This is a genomic window from Allokutzneria sp. NRRL B-24872 (assembly GCF_002155965.1).
GTDB lineage: Bacteria > Actinomycetota > Actinomycetes > Mycobacteriales > Pseudonocardiaceae > Allokutzneria.
Genome location: NZ_MUMH01000155.1, coordinates 1 through 23,728, shown reverse-complemented (window position 1 = coordinate 23,728; position 23,728 = coordinate 1). Strand labels below are relative to the sequence as shown.

24 protein-coding genes are annotated in these 23,728 nt (G+C 70.9%); 15 read left to right on the top strand and 9 right to left on the bottom strand.

Annotated features, from left to right (window positions below; all coding sequences use genetic code 11):
• Positions 1–71: 71 nt before the first annotated feature.
• Genes CCN37_RS32235 through CCN37_RS32215 form a run of 5 tightly spaced genes read right to left on the bottom strand, consistent with a single transcriptional unit; the run spans position 72 to position 6,946 of the window.
• Positions 72–1,853, bottom strand: a complete 1,782-nt coding sequence (locus CCN37_RS32235; RefSeq protein WP_086828198.1) for an IucA/IucC family siderophore biosynthesis protein — start codon at positions 1,851–1,853, stop codon at positions 72–74.
• Positions 1,850–3,169 carry a lysine N(6)-hydroxylase/L-ornithine N(5)-oxygenase family protein gene (locus CCN37_RS32230; protein ID WP_086828196.1) on the bottom strand — a complete coding sequence of 440 codons (1,320 nt, stop codon included), beginning with the start codon at positions 3,167–3,169 and terminating at the stop codon, positions 1,850–1,852. The genes CCN37_RS32235 and CCN37_RS32230 overlap by 4 nt, the downstream gene beginning before the upstream one ends.
• A complete protein-coding gene (locus CCN37_RS32225) occupies positions 3,166–3,711 on the bottom strand; it encodes a GNAT family N-acetyltransferase (protein WP_086828194.1) in 546 nt (181 codons plus the stop codon). The genes CCN37_RS32230 and CCN37_RS32225 overlap by 4 nt, the downstream gene beginning before the upstream one ends.
• Complete coding sequence (locus CCN37_RS32220; protein ID WP_086828192.1) at positions 3,708–5,486, bottom strand: IucA/IucC family siderophore biosynthesis protein; 1,779 nt, start codon at positions 5,484–5,486, stop codon at positions 3,708–3,710. Before CCN37_RS32220 ends, CCN37_RS32225 begins: the two co-directional genes overlap by 4 nt.
• Positions 5,483–6,946, bottom strand: coding sequence for a pyridoxal-dependent decarboxylase (locus CCN37_RS32215; RefSeq protein WP_246843437.1), 1,464 nt, complete (start codon positions 6,944–6,946; stop codon positions 5,483–5,485). The genes CCN37_RS32220 and CCN37_RS32215 overlap by 4 nt, the downstream gene beginning before the upstream one ends.
• Positions 6,947–7,253: 307 nt before the next feature.
• Here CCN37_RS32215 and CCN37_RS32210 point away from each other — a divergent pair, with 307 nt between their 5' ends.
• From CCN37_RS32210 to CCN37_RS32185, 6 genes are all read left to right on the top strand, one after another.
• The gene (locus tag CCN37_RS32210) at positions 7,254–7,670 is read left to right on the top strand and encodes a DUF948 domain-containing protein (protein WP_086828188.1); all 417 of its coding nucleotides are present in this window, start codon (positions 7,254–7,256) and stop codon (positions 7,668–7,670) included.
• Positions 7,667–8,026, top strand: coding sequence for a hypothetical protein (locus tag CCN37_RS32205; RefSeq protein ID WP_086828186.1), 360 nt, complete (start codon positions 7,667–7,669; stop codon positions 8,024–8,026). Before CCN37_RS32210 ends, CCN37_RS32205 begins: the two co-directional genes overlap by 4 nt.
• 73 nt (positions 8,027–8,099) lie before the next feature.
• Positions 8,100–10,766, top strand: a complete 2,667-nt coding sequence (gene alaS, locus CCN37_RS32200; RefSeq protein WP_086828183.1) for an alanine--tRNA ligase — start codon at positions 8,100–8,102, stop codon at positions 10,764–10,766.
• The gene (gene ruvX / locus CCN37_RS32195; RefSeq protein ID WP_086828181.1) at positions 10,763–11,260 is read left to right on the top strand and encodes a Holliday junction resolvase RuvX; all 498 of its coding nucleotides are present in this window, start codon (positions 10,763–10,765) and stop codon (positions 11,258–11,260) included. Before alaS ends, ruvX begins: the two co-directional genes overlap by 4 nt.
• Before the next feature lie 4 nt (positions 11,261–11,264).
• Positions 11,265–12,467 carry an endolytic transglycosylase MltG gene (mltG, locus tag CCN37_RS32190; protein ID WP_246843436.1) on the top strand — a complete coding sequence of 401 codons (1,203 nt, stop codon included), beginning with the start codon at positions 11,265–11,267 and terminating at the stop codon, positions 12,465–12,467.
• Positions 12,467–13,309 (top strand): shikimate dehydrogenase, encoded by an 843-nt coding sequence (locus tag CCN37_RS32185; protein ID WP_086828177.1) that lies wholly within the window; start codon positions 12,467–12,469, stop codon positions 13,307–13,309. Before mltG ends, CCN37_RS32185 begins: the two co-directional genes overlap by 1 nt.
• Before the next feature lie 212 nt (positions 13,310–13,521).
• On the opposite strand, the gene CCN37_RS32180 is transcribed toward CCN37_RS32185, so the two are convergent.
• From CCN37_RS32180 to CCN37_RS32165, 4 genes are all read right to left on the bottom strand, one after another.
• Positions 13,522–14,202 carry a DUF998 domain-containing protein gene (locus CCN37_RS32180; protein WP_168200963.1) on the bottom strand — a complete coding sequence of 227 codons (681 nt, stop codon included), beginning with the start codon at positions 14,200–14,202 and terminating at the stop codon, positions 13,522–13,524.
• A 129-nt stretch (positions 14,203–14,331) separates the two neighbouring features.
• Positions 14,332–14,601, bottom strand: coding sequence for an HPr family phosphocarrier protein (locus CCN37_RS32175; protein ID WP_086828172.1), 270 nt, complete (start codon positions 14,599–14,601; stop codon positions 14,332–14,334).
• A gap of 26 nt (positions 14,602–14,627) precedes the next feature.
• Positions 14,628–15,842 (bottom strand): PTS transporter subunit EIIC, encoded by a 1,215-nt coding sequence (locus CCN37_RS32170; RefSeq protein WP_086828170.1) that lies wholly within the window; start codon positions 15,840–15,842, stop codon positions 14,628–14,630.
• Positions 15,839–16,627, bottom strand: a complete 789-nt coding sequence (locus CCN37_RS32165; protein ID WP_168200962.1) for a GntR family transcriptional regulator — start codon at positions 16,625–16,627, stop codon at positions 15,839–15,841. The genes CCN37_RS32170 and CCN37_RS32165 overlap by 4 nt, the downstream gene beginning before the upstream one ends.
• A gap of 175 nt (positions 16,628–16,802) precedes the next feature.
• Between CCN37_RS32165 and CCN37_RS32160 the strand changes: the two genes are divergently transcribed.
• From CCN37_RS32160 to CCN37_RS32120, 9 genes are all read left to right on the top strand, one after another.
• Positions 16,803–17,039, top strand: coding sequence for a glucose PTS transporter subunit EIIB (locus CCN37_RS32160; RefSeq protein WP_086828165.1), 237 nt, complete (start codon positions 16,803–16,805; stop codon positions 17,037–17,039).
• Entirely contained in the window at positions 17,036–17,494 is a 459-nt protein-coding gene (locus tag CCN37_RS32155) for a PTS glucose transporter subunit IIA (RefSeq protein WP_086828163.1), read from the top strand. Before CCN37_RS32160 ends, CCN37_RS32155 begins: the two co-directional genes overlap by 4 nt.
• 185 nt (positions 17,495–17,679) lie before the next feature.
• Positions 17,680–18,345, top strand: a complete 666-nt coding sequence (locus tag CCN37_RS32150) for an A24 family peptidase (protein ID WP_086828161.1) — start codon at positions 17,680–17,682, stop codon at positions 18,343–18,345.
• A gap of 27 nt (positions 18,346–18,372) precedes the next feature.
• Positions 18,373–19,560: a chorismate synthase gene (gene aroC, locus CCN37_RS32145; protein WP_086828159.1), complete on the top strand. Its 1,188-nt coding sequence runs from the start codon at positions 18,373–18,375 to the stop codon at positions 19,558–19,560.
• The gene (locus CCN37_RS32140) at positions 19,557–20,069 is read left to right on the top strand and encodes a shikimate kinase (protein WP_086828157.1); all 513 of its coding nucleotides are present in this window, start codon (positions 19,557–19,559) and stop codon (positions 20,067–20,069) included. The genes aroC and CCN37_RS32140 overlap by 4 nt, the downstream gene beginning before the upstream one ends.
• Positions 20,066–21,178 (top strand): 3-dehydroquinate synthase, encoded by a 1,113-nt coding sequence (gene aroB, locus CCN37_RS32135; protein WP_086828155.1) that lies wholly within the window; start codon positions 20,066–20,068, stop codon positions 21,176–21,178. The genes CCN37_RS32140 and aroB overlap by 4 nt, the downstream gene beginning before the upstream one ends.
• On the top strand, positions 21,175–21,609 hold the full coding sequence (aroQ, locus tag CCN37_RS32130; protein ID WP_086828153.1) for a type II 3-dehydroquinate dehydratase: 435 nt from the start codon (positions 21,175–21,177) through the stop codon (positions 21,607–21,609). The genes aroB and aroQ overlap by 4 nt, the downstream gene beginning before the upstream one ends.
• Positions 21,606–22,511, top strand: a complete 906-nt coding sequence (locus CCN37_RS32125; protein WP_246843434.1) for a GNAT family N-acetyltransferase — start codon at positions 21,606–21,608, stop codon at positions 22,509–22,511. Before aroQ ends, CCN37_RS32125 begins: the two co-directional genes overlap by 4 nt.
• A gap of 82 nt (positions 22,512–22,593) precedes the next feature.
• Positions 22,594–23,728: beta-xylosidase (locus CCN37_RS32120; RefSeq protein ID WP_086828151.1), on the top strand; the 1,135-nt coding region annotated here is incomplete at its 3' end.

Here is a 23,728-nt window from a genome sequence, read left to right as displayed (position 1 = left end):
GTGCGTTGAGAGTCCTGAATGACTCATTGAGGGCGCTCAAGTACCTCAATGAGTCATTCAGGGCTTAAGACCTACCAACCGTCCTGCGGTGGGATGGCGGTCACGGAGTGCAGGGGGTTGGGGACCGTGCCGTTGGGGTGGATGGCGTGCCGGTACGACAGTTCGGCGTACCCGGTCTGGAGCAGGCGGTCGCCGTTGAGCGGGTAGCGCGCGAACGTCGGCCCGAGCAGGTCCCCGGCGTCCATCCGCTCCGCCACGTCGGGGAACCGCGCGCGATAGGCCTCGATCTCGCCGCGCACGATGCCCCACAGCCGTTCCGCAGGCAGCCCGTGATGTGCTTCGAGCAGTTCCGACAGCGGCCGGAACACGCCGACGAGCAGCGCGTCCACGAAGTACTGCCGCAGGACGCGCCACGGCTTGCGCGGCAGGACGCGGTCGTGCGAGTCGGGCTCGGGGCCGCGCTCGGCGACCGGCTCCACCGACACGTTGACGTCGTCGATGAGGTCCTTGATCACCGCCTGCGCGGGCAAGCCGTCGGGGCCGCTGACGATCAACACGTTCTCGCCGTGCGGGTTCACGGTGATCCCGTAGCGGTAGAGCACGTGCAGCAGCGGCCGCACCAGCACGCGCGTCAACGCGGCGAACCACGCCTCCGCGTCGCCGCCGGATCGCGCGATGTACTCGCTGACCAGCGGTCGCCCGGCCGGGTCGACGTGCAGCAGCGCCGCGAGCGACCACGAGTGCCCCGCCTCGGGAACGGGCTCGCGCCAGATGCAGCCCAGCGTCTCCAGCCAGGTGTACGGCGCTCCGTCCACAGTGGACAGCGAAGGGTGGCGCACGGTCACCGAGGCGACCTCGCCGAGCATCACCGCGCCCCACTCCGCCAGGAGCTTGTCGGAGTTCCACAGCCCGCGCAGCCACTGCGTCACCACGGGCGCCGCGAGCGTGCAGTGCGGGGGAATCCCGCGCCACACGGCGGTGTTGAGGATGCGCAGCGGCAGCTTCACCTGAAGCCGCTCCGGTCTGTCCACATTGCACATCGTGCGAATGGACTGCGTCGGTCGGTAGTGATCAGCCGACGAACCGAGGACCACGATGCGGTCGGTGGCCAGCTCCGGCGCCCACAGCGTGCGCACCACGTGGTCCAGCTGCCACGGATGCACCGGCATCCACACGTAAGCCTCGGCGTCCACACCGCGGTCGGTCAGCACCTTGGTGAACTCGGCGCGCGTGGACTCGTCCAGCTCCTGCGACACCACCACGTGCTCGGAAAGCTTTGGCGTGCCGCGGAATTCGGCCAAGCCGCGGTGCACGGCGATCCAAGGCAGCTGAATGCGCTGCCGAGCCTCCGGCGCGTACACGGCCTGATCCGACGCGGAGAACCCGACACGGCCCTTGTTCGCCACCAGCCACGGGTGACCGGTGAGGTGACCGTCCAGCTCCGCGTGATCCAACGAAGCCAGCTCCGCCGAAGGCACTGCCGTGCGCGTCATCGCCACATCGGCGGTCAGCGTCGACGTGACCTCGTTGAGGTAATTGGCCAACGTGGACGGATGGATTCCCACGCCGGGCGCGGCATCGGTGAAGAACTGCTGCACGTTGTCGGCCTGTTGGGCGATGTCGTCGCCGAGGATTCCCGACGCCGCACGGGTCACCGACGACGGATCGACCCGCCAGCCGCCGAATGCCGTCCGAGAAGCGGAGAAAACGTAGCGAGCACCCGGAAAACGCAGCTCGTAGGAGGAGTCCTCCAAAGAAACCGGAGACAGGATGCCCTCGAAGGACAGCTCGCCGATCGCCTTGGCCAGCAACGCGATCGAGCACTGCCGCCACAGTTCGCGGTCGCTGGTCACCCGGCACCCCCAGGAACGGTGAAGCTGGTGTACGCGGTGTTCTTCGGCAGCCGGTACAGCTCCCGCCCGGTCACCGAGTTGAGGATCGTGGCGTTGCGGAACGCGCCGATGCCCAGGTCGGGCGCGGCGACACCGTGGCTGTGCAGGTCCGCGTTCGACACGAAAACGCGTCCGCTGACCACCGGGTCCAGCTCGATGGAGTGGTCCAGCGCGACCTGGTAGCGGCCCTTCTCGTCGCGTCGCACGAGGTTCTCCACCGGCGACAGGAAAGCGGGCTTGCGCTGCTTGTAGCCGGTCGCGGCGACCACGAGGTCGGTCACGTGCTCGAAGGTGCGGCCGGTGTCGCGGTGGCGGCAGGTCAGCACCGCCCGCCCGGCGGAGTCCACAGTGGACCCCTCGACCGCGATCCCGTTGCGCAGCTCCACATCAGCCAGGCCCGTTGCCAGATCCCGCTGGTAGAGCACGTCGTGGATGGCCTCAAGGGTCTCGGTGGAGATGCCCTTGTAGTGCCGCCACTGCTCCGCGACCAGGTCGTCGCGCTTGCTCTGCGGCAGGTCGTGGAAGTAGCGGATGTAGGACGGGGTGGTCATCTCCAGCACGAGCTTGGTGTAGTCCAGCGGCGCGAAGGACACCGTCCTGGTCAGCCAGCTCATCGCCCCGCCGCCGGAAGCGTTGCGCCGCAACAGGTCCAGCGCGACCTCGGCGCCGGACTGGCCGGAGCCGATCACCGTGACCCGGCCCGCGGACTCGACGTCCGGGGTGCGGTGCAGGTAGTCGGCGGTGTGCAGCAGCTTGTCGCCGGGCAGCGCGGCCAGCGACTCGGGCACGTTCGGCTCGGTGCCGACGCCGAGCACGATGTCCTTGGCCTGCATGACCGAACGGCGCCCGTCCGCGTGCACCACGTGCACGGTGAACAGCGAGGCGCGAGCGTCCCAGCGGACCGCCTCCACGCGATGCGACCACCGCACGGACGGCAGCTTCGACACGGCCCAGCGCAGGTAGTGCTCGTACTCGCGCCGCGTCGGGTGGAACTGCTCGCGCACGTAGAACGGGTACATCCGGTCCGTGTCGTGCAGGTAGGACAGGAACGACAGCGGGTTCGTCGGCGCGACCAGGCTCACCAGGTCGGCCAGGAAGCTCACCTGGAGCATCGCGTCGTCGAACATCAGCCCGGGGTGCCACCGGAAGTCCGACCGCGACTCCAGCACCACCAGGTCCAGATCGTCCACAGTGGACGCCAGGGCGGCGAGGCCCAGGTTGAACGGCCCGGCGCCGATCGCGATGACGTCGTGTTTGCTCTCGACCTGTTCGGTCACGGCAAGTCCTCCTCAGTTCGTGGGTAGACCAGCAGCGCGGCCGTCTTGTTGGGCAGGGTGATCTCGCCCCGGTGGTGGAAACCCCCGCTGCGCAGCGCCCGGATCGCGGGCACGTTGCGCACATCAGGTTCTAGCACGACTCGCCGACAGTTCTCGTCGGCGCCGAGCAAAGCCTTGGCCAGCAACGGCATCGTCGTGCTGGCGACCCCGCGCCCGGTCCACTTCGAGTCACCGATCGCGAGGTGCACGCCGATGTCGTCGGGGAGCGCGGCATAGGCGGCGGCGAGCTGGTCGCGAGCCACGCGGTAGATCTCCACGTACACCACGGGCTCGCCGTCCTTGAGCAGCAGGCACGGCCGGGAGTGGTCGCCGGAGAGCTGTCCGGTCAGCTCCTCCCGCCACTTCTCGATCGGCCAGTCCTGTTTCCAGAAACGGGACACGTGCGGCTCGTTCATCCAGCGGTGCAACAGCTCCAGGTCATCGCCGTCAGGCGACACCAGGCGCAGGGTCCACTCGCCGGTGAGCGCGGGTATCGGGATCACGGGATCACCTGAACGAGCGGATTCGGCATGTCGAGGTACACCGACTGCGCGTCCAGCGGCGCCAGCACCTCGTCGATGCCGTGCAGGCGGGTCAGCAGATTCCCCTTGCCGGGCAAGCTGTCCGCGCTCAGCCAGCGCGTCGCCAGCCGGTCACCGTCCGGGCCCGCCTCGGCGAGCGCGGGCAGTGCGGCGGTCAGCCGACCGGCCATCACCGACAGCAGCTCGCGCTCGTCGGCGAGGCCTTCGACGCCGAGGCAGCCGATGATCGCCAACGCCTGGTTGCGCAGCAGGTAGTAGGAAAGCCGTTCGTCCACAATGGAGCCGTCGACGACCGCGAGCGTGGATTCCTCGACCCCGAGGCGGTCCAACAGCGCGGGCAGGTACGAGGACGCCAGGTAGTAGCCCTGGTTGTCGCGGAACGCCGAACCCGCGACACCGCCGCTGGAGTCCAGGCGCACCAACGTGTTCTGCTGGTGGGCCTCAAGGCCGATGCCCGTCGCGGAGTACAGGTGCAGCATCGGCACGAGCACGCGGTCGGTGTAGTCGGACACCCAACGCTCCGCCGCGCCCGTGCCCTGACCGGCCACGATCTCACCCAGCGCGCTGCGACCGAGACCCGGGCGCGGCGCGACCAGACCGGCGAGGCAGCGGTAGTCGGTGACGTCGGCCGGGACCTCGCGCACCGCCACGTCGAGCCCGGTGATCTCCGGACCGCCCGCGCGACCGGGCTCGTCCACCGCGATCCACGCCGGGTCGCGGACGATCGAGAAGCCCGGGAAAGCGCCGTAGGTCGGCGCGGTGTGCCCGGCGTCGATCAGCCGGTTGATCTCCAGGCCGCGCTTGAGCTCCGTGCGCGTGGACTCCCGCCGGGAGTTGGTGATCCGCAGGCCCAGCGACAGCTTCAGCATCACCGGCGCGTCCGAGCGGTACACCGTGCGCAGGCTGGAGCTGGCGTACCACTCCGGCCCGAGCTCGCCGAGCGGCTGGAGCTGCCCGGACTCCACGAGAGCCTTGATCCTGGGGCGCAGCAACAGGTTCCGCGCCTGCCACGGGTGTGCCGGAATGAGCACGCGGCCGTCGTTCGGGCCGCCCTCGGCCAAGTCCGCCAGCAACTGCACGGTGTCCCGCCCGCCCAGCGACGGCGCGCCCTCGACGGCGTCGTGCGACACCACGGAGGGATCGGCCGCGAACCACGACAGCCGGAACTTCCCGCGCAGCTCAGCCGCGTACGCGCGCGCCTCATCGGGGTGCACGCCGTCGCGGCTCTTCGGCGCCGGGTGGTGCAGGTGTCCCAACAGCAGCGCCTGCTCCGCGTTGAGGAACGCGTCCGCGTGATCGGCCGGCGCAGAGCGACGATCAGCGATGAACTCCGTCATGCGCCGCACCGATTCCGCGGTCCGCTCAACGAGATCAGCGACCTCGCCGGTCGGAACACCGCCCGTGCGAGCACCCCCGCGCGCGGAGGCCTCGGTGCCGATCAGGTTCACCGCGAGCACGGGATCTGCGGGGGACAGCTCGCCGCCGTCAGCGCGCCGGACGCGCACGGGCGCGAAGCGGTGCCACCCGGTGGGGGAGCAGTGCGTGACCTCGGTGACGAGCGCCAGCCCGGACGAGGGCAGCTCCACCGAGAGCGGTCCCGGCAGCACCTCCACGCCGGTCTCCTGGAGCCAGCAGCGCAGCAGCGCTTCGAGGTGCGCGTGCTCCGCCGTGGCTCGGGCATCCGGGTGATCGAGCGGATCTGCTTGTGCGACAAGGGCTTCTGTGGTGGTGGTCATGCTGCGCCCTCCTGGTGCGCGAGCGTGCGGCCAGTGCTGATGACCAAGTCGATCAGCGCGTCGATGTCGGCGACACCGGCGTTCGGGTTGAGCAACGTGAACTTCAGGCAGGTGACAGAGGGGGAATCCGGCTTGTCGACGAACGCGGACGTGCGCCCGAGCAGCGCCTTCCCGGACCGCAGCAGCTCGCGCCGCAGCGCGCCGTTCAGCTCGTCGGAGCCCCGGTAGCGGAAGACGACCGTGGTCAGGTTCGCGCCCGCGACCAGCTCCAGCTCCGGCTCCTCCTGCACGCGCGCCTCGGCGTGCAGCGCGAGGTCGTGGCAGGTGTCGAGCATCGAGCCGAGCCCGGTGCGCCCGTAGGCGAGCAACGTCGTGGCGACCTTCACCGCGTCCGGGCGGCGCGTGGTCTGCAAGCTCACGCCCAGCAGGCCGTCGTAGCCCTGCTCGCCGTCGTCGGCCGGGTTGAGGTAGTCGACCTGGCGCTCCAAGGAGGTGAACGCCGTGCCGTCCGCCACCAGCAGCACACTCGCGGCCGAGGGCTGCCAGCCGATCTTGTGCAGGTCCACGGTGATCGAGTCGGCCAGCTGGAGCCCGGCCACCTTCGGCGCGAGCCGGTCGGAGAACAGCGCCCCGAAGCCGTAGGCCGCGTCCGCGTGGAACCACATGCCGTGCTCCCGGGCGATCTCGCAGATCTCCGGGAGCGGGTCGACCGAGCCGAAGTCGGTGGTGCCCGCCGTCGCCACCACCGCCAACGGGATCTCGTCCGCGTTCAGCTCCGCCAGCATCTCCGCCAGCGCCTCCGGGCGCATCCTGCGGTCGGCGTCCACCGGGACCGCGCGCACGGCCGCCTCGCCGAGCCCGAGCACCGCGCACGCCCGGTGCGTGGAGAAGTGGGCCAGCTCCGAGCAGAACACCACCGGCTTGCCCAGCGCGGCGACGCCGTCGGTGCGGATGTCGATGCCCAGCCGCCGCGCCACCGAGTCCCTGGCAAGCATGATCGCCATCAGATTGGACAGCGAGCCACCGGGCGTGAGCACGCCGTCCGCGCGCTTCTCCAGCCCCGCCAGGCCGGCGAGCGCCGAGACCAGCCAGCGCTCCACCGCGATCCCGGCCGGACCGGAGTCGTAGGTGTCCTGCGAGGCGTTGCTCGCTCCGGCCAGCGCGTCAGCCGCCACCGCGACCGCGAGCGGCGGCGGCTGCAGGTGCGCGGCGGCGAAGGGGTGCGTCAGGTCGATGCCCTGCTCCACGAGCAGTTTGGCGACGCGGTGCAGCGCGGCGTCCGCGCCGACCCCGGTCGCCGGGATGACCGCCGGGCCGAGCCTGCTGGTGACCGCGCCCAGCACGTCCTGCGGGGAGCCGGCGGGCAGCGGGCCGGACGGGCGCCGCGCGGTGCTGGCGCCGCCGACGGCGCGGGTGAGCGCGGCCGCGACCTCGGCCAGGCCCTCACCGGTTCCGGCCAACGGGACAGTCGAGGGAGAGCGGGGGCGAGGCGGAGCCTCAGCGGCCGGCAACACGGCACCTCCGGGAGGGACGCAGGGGGATTGGTCCATTTAGGCTAGCCACAGCTTAGTTAGGCAAGCCTTACCCAAGTGAAGAGAGCTTCACGTGTCAACCGCTGAGTGAGCCACGCCGCTCTGGCGAACACGCCCGACCCGGGTACCCACCCGTCCCCGCGCACGCCCCGAAAGAGCGCGAGATCACCGCGCGGTAGCCTGTCCGCGCCTTGTTTTCCACCCCGACTTCCACCCAACTTCCCCAGGAGGGCACGTGTCACCAGGGCAGATCGCCGCGCTGATCGCAGCCGGTGCCTTCGTGCTGCTGGTGCTGCTGCTGGCGGTTCCGCTGATCAAGCTCGGGCGCACCCTCGACGAGGCGACCGTGGCCCTGCGCAAGGCCCACGAGAACGCCGACCCGCTGTTCACCGGCGCCAACACCACGCTGAACCACGTCAACACGCAGCTGGAGCGGGTGGACGGGATCACCGCCAACGCCCGCGCGGTCAGCGGCAACGTCTCCGCGCTCACCTCGCTGTTCACCGCCACCCTCGGCGGTCCGCTGGTGAAGGCCGCCGCGCTGTCCTACGGCGTGAGCAAGGCCGTGCGCGCCCGCCGCCGCGCCGCCGACGAGAAGCCCGGCAAGCACTCGCGCAAGGGCTCCCGCAAGTCCAGAGGCGGCCGTCGATGAGACGCATGTTCTGGCTCGGCATCGGCGTGCTGACCGGTGTCGTGCTCTCGCGCAAGGCGGGCACCAAGGCCCAGGCGTTCACCCCGGCGGGGGTCGCGGCCAACCTCGGCGACGCGATCAGCGAGCTGGCCAGCGCTGTCGGTTCCTTCGGCGCAGACGTCCGCGCGGGCATGAACGAGCGCGAGGGCGAGCTGCGCGACGTCGTCGACAATGCCTCAGGGCGCGCCAACGATCCCGGTCGACACTCCAGTTACAGTAGGAGCACCGACCGCGTCTCCCAGTCCAGGGAGCGCAGGAGCTGGGAAGCAGAGGACGGAAACGTGCGGAACAGGCGAGCGCGCAGGGCGGGGAGCTGACTCCCGCGCCGTACAGCGCCGTGCTCCCCGCCGCACCCGGGCCCACTTCCGCACCTCCTCCTAAGGAACCACCGTGCAGACGCATGAGATCCGCCAGCGCTTCCTCGACCACTTCCAGAAGGCCGGGCACACCCTGGTGCCCAGCGCCCCGCTGATCCTGGACGACCCGAACCTGCTGTTCGTCAACGCCGGGATGGTCCAGTTCAAGCCGTACTTCCTCGGCGAGGTCCCGCCGCCCTACGCCACCGCCACCAGCGTGCAGAAGTGCGTGCGCACCGGCGACATCGACGAGGTCGGCAAGACCACCCGGCACAACACCTTCTTCCAGATGGCCGGGAACTTCTCCTTCGGCGACTACTTCAAGGAAGGGGCCATGCGGCACGCCTGGACCCTTCTCACCGGGTCGCTGGAGGACGGCGGCTACGGCTTCGACCCCGAGCGACTGTGGGTCACCGTCTACCAGGACGACGACGAGGCCATCGAGCTGTGGCAGAAGGTCGCCGGCATCCCCACCGAGCGCATCCAGCGCCGGGGCATGGTCGACAACTACTGGTCGATGGGCGTTCCCGGCCCGTGCGGCCCGTGCTCGGAGATCTACTTCGACCGGGGTCCGGAGTTCGGCGTCGAGGGCGGTCCGGTCGCCGACGAGGACCGCTACCTGGAGATCTGGAACCTCGTCTTCATGCAGAACGAGCGGGGTGAGGGCGGGGCCAAGGACAACTACCCGATCCTCGGCCAGCTGCCCGCCAAGAACATCGACACCGGCATGGGCGTGGAGCGGGTTGCCTTCCTGCTCCAGGGCGTGGACAACGTCTACGAGACCGACCTGGTCCGCCCGGTGATCACCGCCGCCGAGAAGTTCTCCGGCCGCGCCTACGGCGCCGACCCGGTCGACGACGTGCGCTTCCGCGTCATCGCCGACCACGCCCGCAGCGGCGTCATGCTGGTCGCCGACGGCGTCACCCCCGGCAACGAGGCCCGCGGCTACGTGCTGCGCCGGCTGCTGCGCCGCATCGTCCGCTCCACCCGCCTGCTCGGCGTGCAGGAGCCGGTGCTGGCCGAGTTCACCGCCGTCGTCCGCGACGCCATGGGTCCGTCCTACCCCGAGCTGATCGCCGACTTCGACCGCATCGAGGCCGTCATGCGGACCGAGGAGGAGGCCTTCCTGGCCACCCTCACCTCGGGCTCGAAGATCTTCGACGTGGCCGCCGCCGAGACCGTGGCTTCCGGCAGCAAGCAGCTGGCCGGGGACAAGGCCTTCCAGCTGCACGACACCTTCGGCTTCCCGATCGACCTCACCCTGGAGATGGCCGCCGAGGCGGGCCTCACCGTGGACGAGGAGGGCTTCCGCAGCCTGATGTCCGAGCAGCGGCAGCGGGCCAAGGCCGACGCCGCCTCGCGCAAGACCGGGCACGGTGACCTCACCGTCTACCGCTCGGTGCTGGAGCAGCACGGCACCACCGAGTTCCTCGGCTACACCGACCTGGACTCCGACTCGCGGGTGATCGGCCTGCTGGTCGGCGGCGTCCCCGTGCGCAGCGCCGGCACGGGCACCGAGATCGAGCTCGTTCTGGACCGCACGCCGTTCTACGCCGAGAGCGGTGGCCAGGTCGGCGACACCGGCGTGCTCGTCGGCGACAACGTGCAGATCTCCGTGACCGACGTGCAGAAGGCCGTTCCCGGCCTGTTCGTGCACAAGGCCAAGGTGCTCGCCGGTGAGGTCGCCGTCGACGACGTCATCCAGGCCCACGTCGACGAGGACCGGCGCCTGGCCGTCGAGCGCTCGCACTCGGCCACCCACCTGGTGCACGCCGCCGTGCGCTCCGCCTACGGCAAGCGCGCCGCCCAGGCCGGTTCGCTGAACTCGCCCGGCCGCATGCGCTTCGACTTCACCACGCCCGGCCCCGTGTCGGCCTCCGTGCTCAGCGGCGTCGAGGAGGAGGTCAACGCCTACCTCCTGGACGACATCGAGGTGAAGTCGTTCACCACCACCATGGACAAGGCCATCGAGCTCGGCGCCGTCGCCCTCTTCGGCGAGAAGTACGGCACCGACGTCCGCGTGGTCGACATGGGCGAGTACTCCCGCGAGCTGTGCGGTGGCACCCACGTCAAGCGGATCGGCCAGCTCGGCATGGTCAAGCTGGTCGGCGACTCCTCGATCGGCTCCGGCGTGCACCGCGTCGAGGCCCTCGTCGGCATGGACGCGCTGCGGCACACCAGCAAGGAGCGGCTGCTCGTCTCGCAGCTCGCCGACCAGCTGAAGGTGCCCACGCACGAGCTGCCCGAACGCGTCTCCGGCATCATCGCCAAGCTGCGCGACGCCGAGCGCGAGATCGACCGCATGCGCGTGGCCTCCGTGCTCCAGTCCGCCGGTGACCTGGCCGCCAAGGGCCAGCAGCTGGGCGAGACGGTCGTCGTCGCCGAGCGCGTTCCGGACGGGGTCTCCGGCAACGACCTGCGCGCCCTCACCACGGAGGTGCGCGGTCGCCTCGGCGGGGCCAACGGCGTCGTCGCCCTGTTCTCCGCCGAGCCGGACACCGACAAGGTCAGCTTCGTGGTCGCCACCACCCCGGCCGCCAGGGACGCCAAGCTCAAGGCCGGTGACCTGGTCAAGAGCTTCCTCCCGGCCATCGACGGCCGCGGTGGCGGCAAGCCCGACATGGCCCAGGGCGGCGGTGCCAACAAGGCCGGTGTCGCCGAGGCCGTGACCGCGCTGCGCCGCGCCCTCGGCGGCTCGTGAACGAGAAGGCGATCAGCCCCGACCGCCCGGGCCCGGACGATCCGGGTCCCGGGCGGCGGCTCGGCGTCGACGTCGGCTCGGTGCGGGTCGGCGTCGCGCTCAGCGATCCCGCGCCGTTCCTCGCCAGCCCCCTCGCTACCCTGGCCCGCGACGAGAAGGCTGGTCGTGATCTCGACCAGCTCGTGGGACTGGTCGAGGAGCACGAGGTGGTCGAGGTGGTGGTCGGACTGCCGCGCACGATGGCGGGACGGCACGGCCCGGCCGCCGCGGCGGCGACGGCCTACGCCCAGGTGCTGGCGGCGAGGATCGCGCCGGTGCCCGTCAGACTCTCCGACGAGCGGTTGACCACGGTCTCCGCGACCCGGATGCTCTCCGACCGAGGGGTGCGCGGCAAGAAGCAGCGGTCGGTCATCGACCAGGCCGCCGCCGTCGAGATCCTCCAGGGATGGCTCGACCTGCGCGCCCGTACCCGACCTGCCACCCAGGAGGGTTAAGCCAGTGAACGACCTCGACCTCTTCGACGAGGCCCCTGCCGAGGAGCGCCCGCGCCGGGGCCGGGCCGCCGCCACGGCCGACAAGCAGCGGCGGCGCAAGGTCCTGCTGCTCGGCGGCATCGCCGCGGTCATCGTGCTCGGCATCGGCGTCTGGTACGGCGTGACCTCGCTGTTCGGGCTGACCAGCTACGAGGACTTCGAGGGCGCCGGTGACTCCGACGTCGTGGTCAAGGTCGAGCCGGGCACCATCTCCCAGACCGGGCAGAGCCTGGTCGAGGCCGGCGTGGTGGGCAGCGTCCGCGCCTACACCGCCGCCGCGCAGGAGAACGACTCGGCGGGCTCGGTGCAGCCGGGCTACTACGTGCTGAAGACGAAGATGTCCGGGGCCAACGCCGTCGCGGGCCTGGTGCGCAAGAACGCCAGGGTCGGCGAGATGGAGATCAAGGGCGGCAACCAGCTCGACGACGTGACCGTGGCCAGCGGCAAGGTCAACCAGGGCATCATCACGATGATCGCCAAGGCCAGCTGCGCGGAGCTCAACGGCAAGAGCACCTGCCTGACCGCGGAGCAGGTCCGCACCGCGATGGAGAAGGCCGACCTGGCCGAGATCGGCGCGCCCGAGTGGGTGATCACCGAGGCGTCCAAGGTGACCGAGCCACGACGTCGCTTCGAGGGCCTGCTGATGCCCGGCAAGTACGACGTGAAGCCCGGCGACACCCCGGAGAACGTGCTGCGCGCGCTGCTCACCACGGGCTCGGCCAGGCTCCAGGCGGCCGGGCTGCCGAAGGCGGCGGAGAAGACCGGGTTCTCGCCCTACCAGCTGCTGGTCATGGCCTCGCTGGTGGAGAAGGAGTCCGCGACCCAGGACTTCGGCAAGATCGCGCAGGTCACCCGCAACCGCCTCGCGATCGGGATGAAGCTGCAGTACGACTCCACGGTCAACTACCCGCTGGACCGGCCGAACATCCGCACCAACAGCGCCGACCGCGACAAGGCCGGCGCGTACAACACCTACGCCGTCCAGGGCCTGCCGCCGACCCCGATCGGCTCGCCCGGCGCGGGCGCGATCTCCGCTGCGGTCACCCCGGAGCCCAGCGACTACCTGTACTTCGTGCGCTGCGACAAGAACGGCAAGTCCTGCTTCGCCAAGGACCTCGACGACCACAACGCCAACGTCCGCGAGGCCCAGGCGAAGGGCGCCTACTGATGGCGCGCAAGGCCGCCGTCCTCGGTTCGCCCGTCGACCACTCGCTCTCGCCCGTTCTGCACCGCGCCGCCTTCGAAGCGCTCGGTCTCGACTGGACCTACGAGTCGATCGAGTGCTCCGAGGAGGCGCTGCCCGGCCTGGTCAGCGGCTTCGGCCCGGAGTGGGCGGGCCTGTCGGTCACCATGCCCGGCAAGCGCGCTGCGCTGTCGCTGGCCGCCCAGGTGACGCCGCGCGCGCGGTTGGCGGGCGCCGCGAACACCCTCGTCCCCGTCGAAGCCGGTTGGCGCGCCGACTGCACCGACGTGGACGGCGTGGTCGGAGCGCTGCGCGCGGCGGCGGGCTTCACCATCGCCGCCGGTCCGGCGGTCATCCTGGGCGCGGGTGGCACCACGCAGGCCGCGCTCGTCGGGCTCGCCGAGCTGGGCGTTCGCCAGGTCCGGCTGGTCGTCCGCGACCCCGCGCGCGCTCGCGAGGCCCTTGCCTGCGCGGAGCGGCTCCGCCTCGCCGTCACCGTGGTGACGTGGGCCGATGCCGACCCCGCGAAGCTCGTCGACGGCTGCTGCGCGTTGATCAGCACGGTGCCGACCGAGGCCGTGGAGCCGTGGGTCACCGACCTCGCCGAGGCGCCGAGCGTGCTCGACGTGATCTACCACCCCTGGCCGACCCCGCTCGCCGCGGCGGCGGAGAAGGCGGGCAACCCCGTCGCGACCGGCCTGGACATGCTGCTGCACCAGGCATTCGGCCAGTCCGAGCTGTTCACCGGCCGCCCGGCCCCGCGCGAGGCCATGCGCTCGGCCCTGCGCCAGGCCACCGGCAACGTCCTCCCGCTCCCCTTGGGCTAGGCGGCCCCGCCACACCACGTAAACTCTGTCCGTGCACACCACCGCCCGCCCCGCCTCAACGCGCCCGGCCGTGGTCTAGACCCACCCGTTTCGTACTCCTAACGGGAAAAAGAGCGCTCCCATTTCCCGTTAGGAGTACGAAACGGATTTGGTGTGCTCGGCGGACGTTGAGGCGAGCGTCGAGGTGCGGGGTGACCCCGGAGGACGGGTGCTTAGGTGATCCGCACGGTCTTCGTGATCTCCGTGGACCATTTCATCAGCACGACGAGCAGCACGACCTCGCCGACGACCAGCAGCCGTTCGGTGAGGCCCACCGGGTTCGGGCCGGGGAACCAGTCGACCAGCAGCGGTTCCATCATTCCGAAGAAGCTCACGCCGAAGAGGAAGAGCATCACGAACCCGAAGATCCCAAGACGCCTGCTCAGCCGCGCGTAGCCGCCGTACTGCGGGTGCGAGCGGTAGCGCTTGCCGAGCACCATTCCCGCGGTCGGCAGCCCGAGGAAGGCGGCGACGGCGGCGAGGTTGTGCATCATCCCGAACGGCGTCCGCTCGGTGCTGGTGGTGTCCATCGGCAGCACGCCCGCGAGCAGCAGGCCACCGCTCCAGATGCCGACGCAGGTCCACGCCAGCGGCGAGTAGGGCGCCTCCCACCGGACCATCCCGGCGAGGAAGGCGAGCGAGCCCACGCCCAGCGCGACCAGCGACCACATGTAGACCTGCGACAACGGGCCGACGCCGTAGGTGCTGATCGTCTGGGAGTACGGGCTCGGAAAGGGCTGGCTGTGCAGCACAGCCATCAGGGAGACGGAGAGCCCGACTCCCAACCACGCGACAGTGATCCCCACCCGAGGCACCCGGGTCGCGGCCGGGGCGCCGGTGAGATTGAGATCCATACCTCCGATCATCGCCCCTGCGCAATCGGGGGACATCAGAGTTTTCCCGGATATCCCCCGGAAGGTCGACTGCCCGTTATACGACGGTGGGACCCGTCCGTCGGACGGGTCCCACCGGGGTCGTGCGCCTCAGCTGTGGTCGAGGTCCTTGGCGATGATCGAGGCGAGCGCTTCCAGTGCCGCCTCGGCCCCTTCGCCCTCGGCGCTGAGCACCACTTCGTCACCGTGCATCGCGCCCAGCGTCATCAGGCCGAGCACGCTGGCCGCCTCCACCGGCTCGCCCCCGTCCTTGCGGATGGCGACCGTGACCGGCTGCGCCGCCGCGGCCTTGGCCAGCAGTGCGGCCGGCCGGGCGTGCAGTCCGACCGAGGAGGCAACGGTGACCCGTCGTTCCGGCATTGCGAGGTCCTTCCTGGAGGGGGTGCTCAGGCCTTGCTCGGCTCGGCCTGCGGGTCCGCGCTCTCTTCCTCGCGGCCCGGCGTCCTGAGGTTCCACTTGGTGATCACGAACCTGAACAGGAAGTAGTACACCACCGCGAACGCGATGCCGATCGGGATGATCAGGACGGGGTTGGTGGAGATGTTCCAGTTCAGCACGTAGTCGATCGCGCCGGCGGAGAAGGTGAAGCCGGTGTGGATGTCCAGCGCGTTGACCAGCGCCAGGCAGACGCCGGTGAGCAGCGCGTGGATCAGGTACAGCGGCCAGGCCACGAACAGGAAGGAGAACTCCAGCGGCTCGGTCACGCCGGTGACGAAGGCGGTCAGCGCCGCCGAGAGCATGATGCCGCCGACGATCTTGCGCTGCGAGGGCTTCGCCGTGTGCCAGATCGCCAGCGCCGCGGCGGGCAGGGCGAACATGAAGATCGGGAAGAAGCCCGTCATGAACGTGCCCGCTGACGGGTCGTGGCCCTTGATGAAGCGGTTGAGGTCACCCTGCTGGCCGCCGTACTCGCCGAAGACGAACCACACGAACGAGTTGAGGATGTGGTGCAGGCCGAACGGCAGCAGCAGCCGGTTGACCGCGCCGTAGGCGCCCGCGCCGATGATCGTGCTGCCGGTGACCCACTCGCCGACGGTGGTGATGCCGGAGTTGAACAGCGGGTACAGCAGGCCAAGCGCCACGCCCAGCGGGATCATGATCACGGCGGTGATCATCGGGACGAAGCGCCTGCCGCCGAAGAACGCCAGGTACGGCGGGAGCTTGATGCGGTGGTAGCGCTGCCACAGCCAGGCGGTGAGCAGACCGGCGATCAGACCGGTCAGCACGCCGTAGGGCCAGCTGTTGGGCGGCGTGCCCTCCTTGCCCTCGGCGAGCGGGTTGAACACCAGCACGACCTTGGCCAGCACGAGGTAGCCGACGACGGCGGCCAGCGCGGTCGAGCCGTCGGCCTTCTTCGCGAAGCCGATCGCCACACCCACGGCGAACAGCAGCGGCAGGTAGTCGAAGAGCGCGCCACCGGCACCGCCGATGACCGCGGCCACCTTCTCGAAGCCGCCGATGCCGCCGAGCAGGTCGTCCTGCCCGAGCCGCAGCAGCAGACCCGCCGCGGGCAGCGCGGCGATCGGCAGCATCAGGCTGCGGCCGATCCGTTGCAGTACCGCCAAACCCTTGATGTCGCGACCGCCCGGGGTGGCGCTCATCGGGTACCTCCCTGCTGAGGGTGGGGACCGGGGTCAGGAAGGCCCCGGTCGAGTTGCATGGTCACCTGGTACAGATCGCCCCGGTACCAGGACGTCATGTCCTCCACCGGAGCTCCGGCGGCGGTGGAGATCCTGCGGAAGACCAGGACGGGGCTGCCCGGCTTGACGCCGAGCAGCCGGGCGGTCACCGGGTCGGCGGCGTCCGCCCACACGGTCTGGCGACCGTGGTCGAGCTGGACCCCGTACTCCCGCGCGAGCAGGCCGTACAGGGAACGGGTGAGGTCGTGCCGCAGCAGCCCCGGGACCTCGCGGGGGTGGTACCAGCCGCGTTCGACGGCCATCGGGGTGCCGTCGGCGCGGCGCAGCCGGAAGAGCCAGTACGCGGTCTGCCCCGGCTCCAGTCCGAGCGCGCTCGCGGACGCCGTCGGCGGGACCAGCTCGCCGTGGTCGAGGACCTCGGTCGTCGGGGCCATTCCGCGCCTGCGGATGTCCTCGGTGAAGGAGGCCAGGTGCAGCTGGGCGTCGACCCTGGGCTTGGCGGTGAAGGTGCCCTTGCCCCTGACCCGGGTGAGCAGTCCCTCGGTGACCAGTTGGCTGATCGCCTCGCGCACCGTCAGCCGGGAGACGCCGTAGCGGGTGGCCAGCTCGCGCTCGGAGGGAACGGGGGTCCCCGGCGCCAGCTGCTCCTGGGCCAGCCCGCGCAGGATCTCCCGCAGCTGGGCGTGCTTGGGCGTCGGCCCGTCCAGCAGCCGCGCGGGAGGAGTCTCCGGAACCGGCACGCTCACTCCCCTCGAAACCAGGCTGGCGGATTGGTACGGTCCGGTCTAAACCAGTTGCGGGGGAGGATGCTCCCGGCATCGTCGGGGTGTCAACACCCGTTATGGCTTCGTGTCGGGTGTGCCAGCATCTGGCCCAACCACGTACGCCCTGCTCGCAGGGTGTGAGGCAAGGGAGACTTGAGTGGCTGACGACAGGGCGGCGGCGATCCTCGCGGGGCTCGGCGGGGCGGGCAACATCGAGGACATTGAGGCCTGCATCACACGGCTGAGGTGCGAGGTCCACGACGGTTCCAAGGTCGACCAGGCCGCGCTGAAGGCGGCGGGCGCGATCGGTGTCATGCAGCAGGGCACCATCGTCCAGGTCATTGTCGGCCCCGAGGCCGACAACATCGCCGAGGACATCCAGGACCTGATGTGACCCTCTCCGTGCACTGCCCGGTCAAGGGCCGGGCCATCCCGATGAAGTCCGTGCCCGACCCGGTCTTCGCCGAGTCCATGGTCGGCCCCGGCATCGCGATCGACCCCTCTCGCGACGGGGAGTCCGACGCCGTCGCCCCGGTCGACGGCACCGTGGTGACCCTGCACCCGCACGCCTTCGTCGTGCTCACCTCGGCCGGTCAGGCCGTGCTCGTGCACCTGGGCATCGACACCGTGAAGCTCAAGGGCGATGGCTTCACCCTGCACGTCGTCAAGGGCGAGACCGTCCGCGCGGGCCAGCGGATGATCACCTGGAACCCGGCGGAGGTGGAGCGCCAGGGCTACTCCCCGGTCTGCCCCGTCGTCGCGGTGGAGGCCAAACCGGAGCAGCTCGCCGCGCTCCGCGAGTCCGACGAGGTCGAGCACGGCGACCAGATCTTCACCTGGTCCGCCTGACCCGCCACCCGATCGGGGTCGTGCCCAATGTGGCATTTGTTTCGCTCAGCAGGACAAATGCCACATTGGGTACACGCTCTTCTGGACGTCCACAGTGGACGTTCCTAGGCGGTTGGTGAAGCGATTCTCACCCAGGCTCCGCGCTCGTTTCGACGCGGAGAACCGCTCCTGCGCATTCTCGGGGCATGAGTTTTCTCGGAGCGCTGTTCGGTCTTCTCGCCGGGTTCGCGGCGGGCGCTGGAGCGCGACTGCTCCTCGCCCGGCTCGACCGCGGCGCGCGGGTGCGCTTTCCCTTGTGCGAGTGCGCCGTTGGCGTGCTCTGGGCGCTCGCGTGCGCCGCGCCCGCGCCGGTGTGGTGGCTGCCGGTGCAGCTCGCGGTGGCGTGGTTCGCCGTCGCGCTGACGGTGGTCGATCTCCGTCACCGCCGTTTGCCGGATGCGTTGACGCTGCCCGCATATCCAGTCGTGGGGCTGCTGTTGCTCCCCGCCGCGTTCGCCGGTCCAGGGCCACCTCTTGCCGTCCGCGCTCTCTGCGGAGCGGCTGCCTTCCTTGTCGTCCACGCGGTCGTTCGAGCGGTGTCCCCGGCTTCGCTCGGCGCGGGTGACGTCAAGCTCTCCGGCAGCCTCGGCGCGGTCGCGGGCGCTGTGGACTGGGGCGCGCTGCCGGTGGTCGTGGTCCTCGCGGCGGTGATTACCGCCATAGTCGGCGTGCTCTCCGCACGCTCCCGTCGTCCCCGGGAAGGGGGTGATTCGGTCCCGCACGGACCTGGGTTGCTGCTGGCCACGCTCGTGCTCGCGCTGGTTCCACCCAGTGGGCAGGTGCTCGCGCTCGCCGGGGTTCCGCAGGGCTGAGGTGCGCGGACATGGCAGGATCACGGCGTGTTGCGCTGGATCACCGCTGGAGAGTCGCACGGACCTGCCCTGGTCGCCGTGCTTGAGGGCTTGGTTGCCGGGGTCGAGATCACCACTGGTGATGTCGCGGGCCATCTGGCCAGGAGACGCCTTGGCCACGGCCGTGGCGCCCGGATGAAGTTCGAGGCCGACGCCGTCACCTTCCTCGGTGGCGTCCGGCACGGGCTCACCCAGGGCGGCCCCGTCGCCGTGCAGGTCGCCAACAGCGAGTGGCCTCGCTGGGAGAAGGTGATGTCGGCCGATCCGGTGGCCGAGGAGGAGTTGGCCGGGCTCGCCCGCAGCGCTCCGCTCACCCGGCCCCGGCCCGGGCACGCCGACCTTCCCGGCATGCAGAAGTACGGCTTCGACGACGCGCGTCCGGTGCTGGAGCGGGCGAGTGCCCGGGAGACCGCCGCGCGCACGGCGCTCGGCGCGGTCGCGCGGGCCTTCCTGCGGCAGACCCTGGGCGTCGAGGTGATCAGCCACGTGGTGTCCATCGGCACCGTCGAGGCGCCCGCGGGCGTGCTCCCGGGACCGGAGGACCTTGAGGCGATCGACGCGAGCCCGGTGCGGGTCTTCGACGCCGACGCCAGCGCGGCCATGGTCGCCGAGGTGGACGCCGCCAAGGCTGACGGCGACACCCTCGGCGGTGTCGTCGAGGTGCTGGCCTACGGGCTGCCGCCGGGCCTCGGCTCGCACGTGCACTGGGACCGCAGGCTCGACTCGCGGCTGGCCGGGGCGCTCATGGGCATCCAGGCGATCAAGGGCGTCGAGGTCGGCGACGGCTTCGAGACGGCTCGGCGGCGCGGCAGCAAGGCGCACGACGAGATCGACCGCTCCGACGGCGAGCTCGGCGTCAGCCGCCGCTCCAACCGCGCGGGTGGCGTCGAGGGCGGCATCACCAACGGCGAGCCGCTGCGCGTGCGCGCCGCGATGAAGCCGATCTCCACCGTGCCCCGCGCTCTGTCCACTGTGGACACCGCGACCGGTGAGGCGGCCGTTGCGATCAGCCAGCGCTCCGACGCCTGCGCGGTTCCCGCCGCCGGCGTGGTGGCCGAGGCGATGGTGGCACTGGTGCTCGCGGACGCGGTGCTGGAGAAGTTCGGCGGTGACTCGGTCGCCGAGACCAAGCGCAACGCCGAGGCGTACCTCGCGACGCTGAAGGAGCGCTGGTGAGCCCGCGCGCCGTGGTCGTCGGTCCGCCCGGTGCGGGCAAGACCACCGTGGGCGGCCTGCTGGCGGAGAAGTGGGGTGTTGGCTTCCGCGACGTGGACGCCGACATCGTCGCGGGCGCGGGCAAGTCGATCAGCGACATCTTCACCGTCGACGGTGAGGCGGCGTTCCGCGAGATCGAGGAGCGCGCCGTGGCGGCGGCGGTCGCCGAGCACGACGGAGTCGTGGCGCTCGGCGGCGGAGCCGTGCTCTCCGAGCGCACCCGAGCGCTGCTGGCCGACCACGTGGTGGTGTTCCTCGCCGTCGGCATGGCGGAGGGCGTGCGCCGCACCGGGCTGTCGAGCGCGCGGCCGCTGCTGGCGGGCGTGAACCCGCGCGCCACCTTCAAGGCGCTGCTGGACGCGCGGCTGCCGCTCTACCGCGAGGTGGCCACCGTCGAGGTCAGCACCGACTCCCGCACGCCCCAGGAGGTCGCGGACGCGGCCCTCGAAGCTCTGGAAGTGAAGTCATGAGCACTGAGCCCGTGCGGGTTCGGGTCAATACCGCCCAGCCCTACGACGTCGTCATCGGCAGGGGACTGCTCAGCGAGATCCTGGACACGCTCAAGGGCGTCGGGACCGTCGCGATCCTGCACCAGCCCACGCTCACCGCGACGGCCGAGAGCCTGCGCGAGGAGCTGGAGGGCGCTGGCGCCTCCGCGCACCGGGTCGAAGTGCCCGACGCCGAGGACGGCAAGAGCCTGGCGGTCGCCGGGTTCTGCTGGGACGTGCTCGGTCGCATCGGCATGGACCGCGGCGGAGTGATCGTCTCGCTCGGCGGCGGGGCCACGACCGACCTGGCCGGGTTCATCGCGGGCACCTGGATGCGCGGTGTGCGCGTGGTGCACGTGCCGACCACGCTGCTGGGCATGGTCGACGCGGCGGTCGGCGGCAAGGCCGGGATCAACACTGACGCGGGCAAGAACCTGGTCGGCGTCTTCCACGAGCCGATGGCCGTCCTCGTCGACCTCGCGACGTTGGAGTCGTTGCCGCGCAACGAACTCGTCGCGGGCATGGCCGAGGTCGTCAAGGGCGGCTTCATCGCCGACCCGGTGATCCTCGACCTCATCGAGGCCGACCCCGAGGCCGCGCTGGACCCGACCGGCGACGTGCTCGCCGAGCTGGTGCGCCGCAAGATCCAGGTCAAGGCGGACGTGGTCGCGGCGGACCTGCGCGAGTCGAGCCTGCGCGAGATCCTCAACTACGGCCACACCCTCGGCCACGCCATCGAACGGCGCGAGCGCTACCGCTGGCGCCACGGCGCGGCGGTCAGCGTCGGCATGGTCTTCGTCGCGGAACTGGCGCGACTGGCGGGCCGGCTCGACGACGAGACGGTGGACCGGCACTACCGCGTGCTCAAGGCGATCGGCCTGCCGACGAGCTACGACGCCGACGCGCTCCCGCAGCTGCTGGAAACCATGCGCGGGGACAAGAAGACGCGCTCCGGCGTGCTGCGCTTCGTGGTGCTCGACGGCCTGGCCAAGCCCGGTCGCCTCGAAGGCCCGGAGCCGGGCCTGATCGCCGCGGCGTACTCCGCGATCGCTCGTGAGTCCACTTCGGACGGTGGAGGTCTGCTGCTGTGAAGGTCCTCGTCCTCAACGGCCCCAACCTCGGCAGGCTCGGTTCGCGAGAGCCGCTGATCTACGGCAGCGAGACCTACGCCGACCTGGTCCGGCTCTGCGAGGAGACCGGGACGGAGTTGGGCCTTGAGGTCGAGGTCCGGCAGACCGACCACGAGGGCGAGATGCTGGGCTGGCTGCACGAGGCGGCCGACGCGGGCTGGCCGGTGGTGCTCAACGCGGGCGCGTGGACGCACTACTCGATCGCTGTCCGCGACGCCTGCTCGCAGCTCACCGAACCCCTGGTGGAGGTGCACATCTCCAACGTGCACACGCGCGAGGAGTTCCGGCACCACAGCCACATCTCCGCCATCGCCACCGGCGTGATCGTCGGGCTCGGGCTCACCGGCTACGAGCTGGCGCTGCGCTTCCTGGCGAAGAAGGCGGCGTCGTGAAGGTCCCCGAGTTAGTCACCGAGCGGATGGTGCTGCGCGAGCTGCGCGCCTCCGACGCCGAGGCGGTCGCGGGGATCTTCGCCGACCCGGAGATGAGCAAGTGGCTCGGCGCTGACCTGAGCAACCGCGAGGCCGCTTTCGTCAACGTCTACAGCCGGATCAGCGGTGACTACCCCGACGGCATGGGGCACTTCCTGTTCACCGTGGACGGTGCGGCTGTCGGCATCGGCCACCTCCGGCCCTCCGCCGAGCTGCCGGGCGATCTGCCCGAGATCGGCTGGTTCGTCGGACGTGCGCACTGGGGCTCCGGGCTGGCAAGGGAAGCGGCGGAAGCCTTGCTGCGCCACGCTTTCGACGATCTCGCCCTGCCGACCGTGTGGGCGTTGGTGCACCCGGAGAACACGGGCAGCCTCAAGCTCTCCGAGCGGCTGGGCTTCCTCGACGTCGGCGAGCGCTTCGCCTACGGAGCCACCCACCGCGTCCAGCTCGTGCAGCGTCCACAAATGACCGGGCTGCACCACGTCGAGCTGTGGGTCGGCGATCTCGACCACGCGCGCGACACCTTCGGCTGGCTGCTCACCGAACTCGGTTTCCGGCAGCACCAGTTGTGGGAGAACGGGATCAGCTGGCGGCTCGGCCCCACCTACATCGTCGCCGAGCGCTCGCCCGCGCTGTCCGGGGACGCCCACGACCGCATGCTGCCCGGGCTCAACCACCTCGCGCTGCACGCCGGGGACCGCGCGAGCGTCGACCGGCTGACCGAACAGTCGCGCGAGCACGGCTGGCGGCTCATGTTCGGCGACCGGCACCCGCACGCGGGCGGCGAGCACCACTACGCGGCCTACTTGGAAAACGCTGATGGCTTCCAGGTGGAGTTGGTGGCCACGCCCGTCCAGGCGTGACGCTGCGCTCCCTCGCTCTAACCCGTGCGGGTGAGCCTGCTTAGACTGTGCCGGCCTTGTCGTTGCACTAAGTAGGTGAGCGGTGGGACTGCGGCGGCCTTGGAACCTGCTCGCGGCGTTGCTCTGCGTGCTCGTCCTGGCTGTGTCGACCGTGACCGCGTGCACCACGACGGCCCCTCTGCCCGAGCCCGCTCCGCCCGCGATGACCGGACCCGTCGCGGTCCCGCCGAACCGGGGCGGCGCGGGCGGCACCGCCGACCTCCTCCCCGGCATCCTGGGCATCGACCGCCCCCGGCAGAGCGCGGGCGTCGTCGCGGCGGGCGGCCCCCAGGCCCCCTACAACTACGGCCCGACCCTGCTCCAAGAGAACGGCCGCGTCCGCATGTGGTGGTGCAGCCAGCTCATCGGCGCCGGTCCGCCCGGCGACGACATCGTGCACGGCGACGCCGCCACGCCCGCCGGGCCGTTCCAGGCGGTCGGCGCCGTCTTCAGCGGCAGTGGCGGCGGCTTCGACGCCATGCACACCTGCGACCCGTCGGTGATCAAGGTCAGCGGGACCTACTACCTCTACTACACCGGCGCGCCCAGCGATCACACCCACGACAACAGCATCGGCGTCGCGGCCAGCGACGACGGCGTGAGCTGGCGCAGGCTCGCCGCGGGCGGGCCGATCGTGCGGGCCTCCGGTGAGGTCCGCCGCGCCAACACCTACGGCGCCGGGCAGCCCGCCGTGTTCTACCTGGACGGCTGGTTCCACCTCATGTTCACCGACACCACCGCCGCCGGTGCCGGGCCGAACGGGGCTGGTCAGTTCGTCCTGCGCGCGAAGGACCCGCTGTTCGCCGAGCAGGTCCAGGCCCTGACCAGGGACGGCTTCGTGCCCGTCAGCTCCGCGCAGGCCAGCCGCACGCGCTCGGTCGTCGACGCCTTCAGCGCGGACTGGATGTGGGTGCCCGCGCTCAACGCCGTCGCCATCGCCCACGAGACCGGCGAGGGCACCACCATCACCTTCTGGGACCGCGCCTTCGCCCGGCACCCCTACCGCCCCGTGCACATCCCTGGCCCCTGGCAGGAGGGCCCCGGTCTCGTCCGCACCGCCGAGGGCCACGCCGCCATCTCCGCCGAGGACCCCTGCGGACGCGCTTCCCTCGACGTCGTCCGCGCCACCCGCGAACCCCGCGCCCCCACCGACCTCCAGCACTTCGGCATGGAGGTTC

Coding starts and splice junctions, on each gene's coding strand:
- CCN37_RS32185 (WP_086828177.1), top strand. CDS start 12,467: ATGGCGCGCAAGGCCGCCGTCCTCGGTTCGCCCGTCGACCACTCGCTC.
- CCN37_RS32205 (WP_086828186.1), top strand. CDS start 7,667: ATGAGACGCATGTTCTGGCTCGGCATCGGCGTGCTGACCGGTGTCGTG.
- aroB (WP_086828155.1), top strand. CDS start 20,066: ATGAGCACTGAGCCCGTGCGGGTTCGGGTCAATACCGCCCAGCCCTAC.
- CCN37_RS32175 (WP_086828172.1), bottom strand. CDS start 14,601: ATGCCGGAACGACGGGTCACCGTTGCCTCCTCGGTCGGACTGCACGCC.
- CCN37_RS32170 (WP_086828170.1), bottom strand. CDS start 15,842: ATGAGCGCCACCCCGGGCGGTCGCGACATCAAGGGTTTGGCGGTACTG.
- CCN37_RS32220 (WP_086828192.1), bottom strand. CDS start 5,486: ATGACCACCACCACAGAAGCCCTTGTCGCACAAGCAGATCCGCTCGAT.
- CCN37_RS32180 (WP_168200963.1), bottom strand. CDS start 14,202: ATGGATCTCAATCTCACCGGCGCCCCGGCCGCGACCCGGGTGCCTCGG.
- CCN37_RS32150 (WP_086828161.1), top strand. CDS start 17,680: ATGAGTTTTCTCGGAGCGCTGTTCGGTCTTCTCGCCGGGTTCGCGGCG.